Origin of the sequence: Exiguobacterium sp. UBA3491, assembly GCF_002377745.1 — a bacterium.
Taxonomy (GTDB): domain Bacteria; phylum Bacillota; class Bacilli; order Exiguobacteriales; family Exiguobacteriaceae; genus Exiguobacterium_A.
In genome coordinates, this window is sequence record NZ_DFQK01000009.1 from 23487 (window position 1) to 30741 (window position 7255).

Genomic DNA, 7255 nt, shown 5'->3' on the forward strand with positions numbered 1-7255 from the left:
TCATTCGTTCCTCCATCATTTCGACTTTTTCCGACTGACGGATACACCGTCACCGAGTGGAAAAATCGTCGTATCATATTGTTCTTGTTCCATCATCCAGACCGTGAATTCTTTGACGAGACGCACGAGCCGACGTCTTCTTCGATCGAACGTCTTCGGGTCAGGCTCAAGGACATCTCCGTGTAAGAAGAGATTGTCCGTATAAAGCACGCCGCCCTCTGGAATGAGTCGCCCATATCCCGCAAAGAATTTTTTATACTGTCCTTTAGCTGCATCGATGAAGACTGCATCAAACTGGTCTTCAAGCGTTTCGGCTAATTCTACTGCATCACCAAAAATGATGTCAATCCGATCCGCCACATCTGACCGGGCGATGAAGGTTTTTGCTTCTTCATACCGCTTTGCATTCCGTTCGATTGTCGTAATACGCGCATCCGGTAACGCACGTGCCATCCGGATCGCACTATAACCAATTGCTGTTCCGACTTCTAGAATACGCTTCGGTTGCTGTAATCGCAGGAGCGACAACAAGACTTCGGAACCGGTCAACTCGATGATCGGTATATGATGTTCTTCCGCATAACGCTCCATTTCTTCTAGTAGGGCATCACGAGGATGAATCATCGATTCGACATAGGTCGTGAAATCCTTCACGCCATTCACTCCCTCTTCCGCATAAACAGGCTGACTTGAAGCGAACTTCCCGCTTCAACCCAACCCGTTGCTCATTGCTCTTACTCGCTTCGTGTTCCACCCATTCCGGTTTATACTTAACGACGTTTCGTTGATGTTCTTCATATGTCTCTTCGTAAAGAATCTGTCCTCGTGGATGTGTATCACTTGGTGGACGGGCGAAGAAATAGACATATTTTGTTTTATTCGGGTTCAAGACAGCTAATACGGAATCCTTACTGACCGTTGAAATCGGACCAATCGGAATTCCTTCGTACTTATACGTATTGTACTTCGAGTTATTCTCAAGATCCTTCAGCGTCGTCAAGGCCGTATTCTCGCCAGTACCATACCAAACCGTCGGGTCCGACTGCAGTTTCATGCCATCATCTAAACGGTTTTTGAAGACGCCTGCGATTTCACGACGATCCTTCGGTGTCGCGGCTTCACGCTCGACCATTGAACCGAGACTGAGCACTTCATGGAAGGTCATGCCTGACTTTCGAATGGCATCCTCATTTTCATCGTAGACTTTTTCTGTCTCGTCGAGCATCGTCTCGACGATTTGATCAATGCTTTTTCCTTTATCGAACTCATACGTTGCTGGGAAGAGATATCCTTCAAGTGCGTACAAGATGCCATTCTTCTTCACTTCATCCGTCAGCATCGGATATTTTTCAATCATGGCATCGATGAACATCGCATCCGTCAATTCTTTACGAATCGTCTCTTCTTTGAACTTCGTCGCTTTCGCGATTAAATCAATTTGACGATCCATCGTGATGCCTTCAGGTAACGTGATTTTCACATCCGCTGCCTTCATGACCGTTCCCGTTTTCAATTCATTGATGATTTCATCCGGGGACATGGCTTGTGACAGGGTATATGTACCCGCCTGGAATGACGATTCATTCTTATAACGGACGTAATAACGGAAAATCGTCTCGTTTGCAATCAAATCTTTTTCCTTTAGTAAGGACGCGATCGTACTCGTTCCTGCGCCTAAAGGAATTTCGACTTTGACGGATTTCGTCGCTGTTTCATCGACTGGTTCAAGCGCATTTTTCAAAAAGACATAGACGACCGCACTGGCAACTAGAAAAATCGTCAACAATACAGAAAGGATGATTAGCGTGATCCGGCGTGATGTCCGGCGTCGCCTTTTTTCGATTTCAGCATTTTGCTTCCATTCGTTCTCCATCGGTTCCTCCTTCTTCTCTTAAAACAAGGTGACATCGTAAGAGAAAGTCTCTTACGACGTCACCTGTCATGAGTCGGGTTAGTCTAACTGGTCTTCGAGCGTGTTAAAGACTTCTTCGATTTCATCCCAAGTCGCTGTATCGTCTTCATCGATTGGTACGAGGTTGAAGTCGTTATCTCCATCACCGTATTCGTCGAGTTCGTAAACGAAGATGTCGACTTCTTCTGCTTCGTCATAATCTGCTCCGATTGGCTCGAGGAAGATGTATGTCTTGCTCGAACGTGGGCTTTCATAACGCAGACGTTCTACGAATTCGAAATCATTTCCTTCGCCGTCCGGAATTACGTAACGTGTTGGCTCATTCTGTTGCATCAGTGATCCGCTCCTTTAACGCAAGCTCGAGTTCATCCCAAGTTTGCTCATCATTTTCATCGATCAGGCTCAATTCAAAATCATCTTCGCCTTCTCCATATTCATCGATCTCACAGATGATTAAATCATCCGCTCCTTCGTCAGGGTTACCGATCATTTCAAGAAATAGATAGGTTTTTCCTGTACGTTCACTCGAGTAACGGTACCATTCTTCGAAAAGATGTTCGCCGCCCTCTTCATCTGGAAAGAGATACTGACGTTTTTCTTCAGCCATCGGTTTCTCTCCCTTCATCGATTCGCCCGATCCAAATACGATTGCAGGATCATGACGGCAGCCATCTTATCGATGACTTGTTTTCGTTTCTTGCGGCTGACATCGGCATCGATCAGCATCCGTTCTGCTTGCATCGTCGTCAACCGTTCATCCATGAAGACGACTTCAAGCCCAGTATGCTGTTCAATTTCCTTCGCAAAGGCTTCACTCGCCTCCGCACGGGGACCGATGGAACCGTTCATGTTTTTTGGAAGACCAATGACTAGGATTTCGACATTGTATGTCTCCATGATGACATCGAGCCGTTTGAAGGCTTCTGGGTAATCCGGTTCCGTCCACTTGACCGTCTCGACACCTTGCGCCGTCCAGCCCATCAAGTCACTGACCGCTACCCCGATCGTCTTCGAACCGACGTCTAGTCCCATTGCACGTTTCATTTTGAATTTCCACTCTCCGCCAAATAAGATTTCACGAGTTCTTCGAGCAATTCGTCGCGTTCAATCTTACGAATTAAGTTACGTGCGTCATTATGACGAGGAATGTAAGCAGGATCTCCAGATAGGAGATAGCCGACGATTTGGTTGATCGGATGATATCCTTTTTCTTCTAAAGCATGATAGACCGTCAACAACACATCCCGTGTCGCTGCTTTGTTATCGTCTTCTGGAAAGTTGAATTTCATCGTTTGATCCATCTGACTCACGTTCATCACCTCTTTCATATACACTACGTTTCTATTATGCCAGTGATTGCACGTATTGTGAAGCGTACGCGAGTGCTTCTTCTAATTTCGACGCATCTTTCCCACCAGCTTGAGCCATGTCAGGGCGACCGCCACCGCCACCACCGCAGCGTGTTGCGACTTCCTTGATCAATTTACCAGCATGATAGCCTTGGTCGATTAAATCTTTTGAAACGCTTGCGACGAGATTGACTTTTTCACCTTGCGCACTACCGAGAACAATGATTGCTGATCCGAGTGAGCTCTTCAACTCATCCATCATACCGCGAAGGGCATCCATATCTGAGACGTCGACACGTTTCGCAAGCACACGTACGCCGTTGATTTCCTCAACATCGTCCTTTAGTGAAGCAGCTTCGATGTTCGCAAGTTTTGCTTGCAACAATTCGTTCGCCCGTTCCGTCTCACGAAGTTGTTGTTGCAGTGCTTCGATACGAACTGGAACTTCCGTCGTTTTCGTTTTCAAGACAGCTGCTGCTTGTTCGAGTGTTTCTAAGTGTTGATTCATCACACGATACGCGCCTGCACCTGTCACGGCTTCGATCCGGCGTGTACCTGCACCGATCCCAGACTCTGAGACGATCTTGAACAGACCGATCTCTGCAGTGTTTCCGACGTGGATTCCGCCACACAATTCAATCGAGTATGTGCCTGCTGAGACGACACGGACCGTTTCCCCGTACTTCTCACCGAACAATGCCATCGCGCCTTTTGCTTTTGCATCAGCGATGTTCATCTCTTCGATATCAACCGGTAATGATGCCCAGATCGCTTGGTTGACGTCTTGTTCGATTTTTGTCAACTCTTCTTGTGTCACTGCACCGAAGTGTGAGAAGTCGAAGCGGAGACGTTCTGGAGAAACAAGTGATCCCGCTTGGTTGACGTGTGTTCCGAGCGTGTCTTTCAATGCTTTATGAAGCAAGTGTGTTGCTGTATGGTTTTTCGTGACGGCTTTACGTTCTGCTGCTTCGACGTTTGCAACGACATCCGCCGCTTCCGTTGCGATTCCTGTACGGACGATGACCGTATGCAAGTTTTGACCGTTTGGTGCCTTTTGAACATCTTTGACATCAAGAACGAAGTCTTTGCCTTCGATTGTTCCTGTATCCGCGACTTCACCACCACTTTCAGCGTAGAACGGCGTGATATCGAGAATGACTTGCGCTTCTTCACCAGCAGCCACTTCTGTGACTCGTTCTCCATCATGCAACAATGCGATGATTTTTGCATCCGCCTTAAGGTCGGTATAGCCGACGAACGTACTTTTATCTTTTAGTGTCGAGAGGACTTCCGATTGTTGTTGCATCGAACCGCTCTCTTCACGCGCTGCCCGCGCACGTTGACGTTGCGCGTCCATCGCTTGTTTGAAGCCTTCCTCATCGACAGACATCTGATGATCTTCTGCATACTCAACTGTCAATTCGAATGGGAAACCATATGTGTCATACAGACGGAACGCATCTTCACCACTGATGATGTGCTCACCGTTCGCCTTAGACGTCTGAGCGACCGTGTTCAAGATTGCAAGACCGTCATGCAGTGTCTCATGGAAACGTTCTTCTTCGTTTTTGATGACGCGTTTGATGAAGTCTGCTTTTTCTGGAACTTGCGGGTAGAAGTCGACCATGACGTTCCCGACCGTATCAACGAGTTCATACATGAACGGACGTTCGATCCCAAGCATCTTCGCATAACGAACCGCACGGCGTAGTAAACGACGAAGGACATATCCACGTCCTTCATTCGAAGGAAGCGCACCATCACCGATCGCAAATGATACAGTACGGATGTGGTCTGCGATGACTTTGAATGCTACATCAAGTTTCGAATCATCACGGTAGATTTTACCGCTGATTTCTTCTGTCTTATGAATGATCGGCATGAACAGATCCGTATCGAAGTTCGTCGGCACGTCCTGCATGACACACGCCATCCGTTCGAGTCCCATCCCAGTATCGATGTTTTTACGCGGAAGTTCCGTGTAGTTGCCGTGTCCGTCGTGGTTGTACTGACTGAAGACGATATTCCAGATCTCGAGATAGCGTTCGTTTTCGCCACCCGGGTAGAGCTCTGAATCGTTCGGATCGTCTCCGAAAGCTGGACCACGATCGAAGAAGATTTCCGTATTCGGACCAGATGGACCTTCACCGATTTCCCAGAAGTTATCTTCAAGCGGAATGATCCGCTCAGCCGGTACACCGAGTTCAAGCCAGATTTGACGCGCTGCATCATCTTCCGGATGAATCGTGACCGAAAGACGTTCCGGGTCAAGACCGTACCAGTCATCACTCGTCAAGAGTTCCCAACCCCATTTGATTGCATCTTCACGGAAGTAATCACCGACAGAGAAGTTTCCGAGCATCTCGAAGAACGTATGGTGACGCGCTGTTTTCCCGACGTTTTCGATATCGTTCGTCCGGATTGATTTTTGTGCGTTGACGATACGTGGATTATCAGGAATGACACGACCATCAAAATATTTCTTGAGTGTTGCAACACCCGAGTTGATCCACAAGAGCGATGGATCCTCGACCGGTACGAGCGAAGCACTCGGTTCGATCGCATGCCCTTTGCTTTGGAAGAAATCAAGATACATCTGACGGATTTGTGCACCCGTTAATGGTTTTAGAGCTTTCATGAACAGTTACCTCCATTGGTTTTATTTGGACGCAAAAAAGCGATGCTTTCATCCCTGAAAAGGGACGAAAGCATCGCTTCCGTGGTACCACCCTCGTTCGTAAGCAACCTATTGCCTACCTCGAACATCTGATAACGGGGATGACCCGCAGGTGTTTACACCCGACTCCGGAAGGAGCTTCAAAGGGACTCGAGAAAGTGATTGCAGCAGACTCACTTCTCTCTGGACTCGAGTTTTCCTTTTACTTATCTTCCATCAACGTGTTACGTCCATTCATCTATCGTGATTATTACCTATCGAACAGCATCCGTCAAGTCTTTGTCACCCCACCGAGTCGTTCGATCAATCGTGTTCGGCGCCGGGGTTCCTCTTCTTGCGACGCTTTATGGAACGCACGCGGATCACCGAATAATAACAAACTCGATTTTGCCCGAGTAACTGCCGTATAAATTAAATTTCGGGAATGTTTGAACGCCCCCGTGAAATAGACCGGCATCAAGACGATCGGAAACTCGGATCCTTGCGCTTTATGGATCGTAATCGCATAGGCGTGCGTGAATTGATCCCAGTCACTCCGGTTGTACTCGACTTCCGTCTGATCGAACCGGGCGATGATTTTATCGACTTTATCGACATTCTCTTTAGCGAAGAAGATATTGACGATTTCGCCGATATCTCCGTTATAGACGTTTTCTTCCGCATTGTTGACGAGCTGGAGAATCTTGTCCCCGGTCCGGTAAATCCGCGTCCCTTGTTTGACTTCCCGTTTCTTCGGTTCCTCCGGGTTATAGACGCGTTGCAAGGCGACATTCAATTCGTCGATCCCGACCTGACCTCGGTAGGTCGGCGCGAGGACCTGGACATCGAATTTCGAGTAGCCTTTTGCGAGTGCTTTTTCCGCGAAGGCCGAGATGCCCCGTAACGTCTCTTGCGGAGACGCAGTGTAGAAGCGGCGATCCGCAAGTGGTGATAACAAATCAGCAGACGTCGTCCGGTTCTTCAAATCGTGCGCAAGACGCAATATCGAAGAATCTTCTGCTTGACGATGGACGACGTTCAAACGGACGACGGGAATTCCTTCCGTATCCATCAAGTCTGCCAGCACTTGTCCTGGACCGACGGATGGCAATTGATCGCGGTCACCGACGAACAAGATTTTCATGCCGTTCGGGACGGCGCGAAGCAAACTCGATAACAAGTAGATATCAATCATCGATGATTCATCGATGATTAATACTTTTCCCGTGATCGGCTGATCCTCATTCAATTGAAAGTTCGTTCCATCATACTTCAATAGACGATGAATCGTCATCGCCGGAACGTCCGTTGCTTCCGACAGACGTTTAGCGGCACGTC

At 48.0% G+C, this 7255-nt stretch carries 8 protein-coding genes and 1 other annotated feature; all 8 genes read right to left on the minus strand.

Translation table 11 applies throughout. The features are described 5' to 3' along the window. Positions 1-15: 15 nt before the first annotated feature. Positions 16-654: an O-methyltransferase gene (locus tag B4F99_RS01705; RefSeq protein WP_081780346.1), complete on the minus strand. Its 639-nt coding sequence runs from the start codon at positions 652-654 to the stop codon at positions 16-18. Next, the gene (gene mltG, locus B4F99_RS01710; protein WP_290754932.1) at positions 608-1873 is read right to left on the minus strand and encodes an endolytic transglycosylase MltG; all 1266 of its coding nucleotides are present in this window, start codon (positions 1871-1873) and stop codon (positions 608-610) included. Before mltG ends, B4F99_RS01705 begins: the two co-directional genes overlap by 47 nt. Before the next feature lie 78 nt (positions 1874-1951). Continuing rightward, entirely contained in the window at positions 1952-2245 is a 294-nt protein-coding gene (locus B4F99_RS01715) for a DUF1292 domain-containing protein (protein WP_023468908.1), read from the minus strand. Then, on the minus strand, positions 2232-2519 hold the full coding sequence (locus B4F99_RS01720; RefSeq protein ID WP_023468909.1) for a DUF1292 domain-containing protein: 288 nt from the start codon (positions 2517-2519) through the stop codon (positions 2232-2234). Before B4F99_RS01720 ends, B4F99_RS01715 begins: the two co-directional genes overlap by 14 nt. A gap of 14 nt (positions 2520-2533) precedes the next feature. Beyond that, on the minus strand, positions 2534-2956 hold the full coding sequence (gene ruvX, locus B4F99_RS01725; RefSeq protein WP_056062458.1) for a Holliday junction resolvase RuvX: 423 nt from the start codon (positions 2954-2956) through the stop codon (positions 2534-2536). Continuing rightward, positions 2953-3222 carry an IreB family regulatory phosphoprotein gene (locus B4F99_RS01730; protein ID WP_029342229.1) on the minus strand — a complete coding sequence of 90 codons (270 nt, stop codon included), beginning with the start codon at positions 3220-3222 and terminating at the stop codon, positions 2953-2955. Before B4F99_RS01730 ends, ruvX begins: the two co-directional genes overlap by 4 nt. Before the next feature lie 34 nt (positions 3223-3256). Then, the gene (alaS, locus tag B4F99_RS01735) at positions 3257-5899 is read right to left on the minus strand and encodes an alanine--tRNA ligase (protein WP_290754934.1); all 2643 of its coding nucleotides are present in this window, start codon (positions 5897-5899) and stop codon (positions 3257-3259) included. A 57-nt stretch (positions 5900-5956) separates the two neighbouring features. After that, positions 5957-6167: a binding site (T-box leader), on the minus strand. 42 nt (positions 6168-6209) lie between these two features. Then, the coding region (locus tag B4F99_RS01740) for an AAA family ATPase (protein ID WP_290754936.1) at positions 6210-7255 on the minus strand (1046 nt) is incomplete at its 5' end.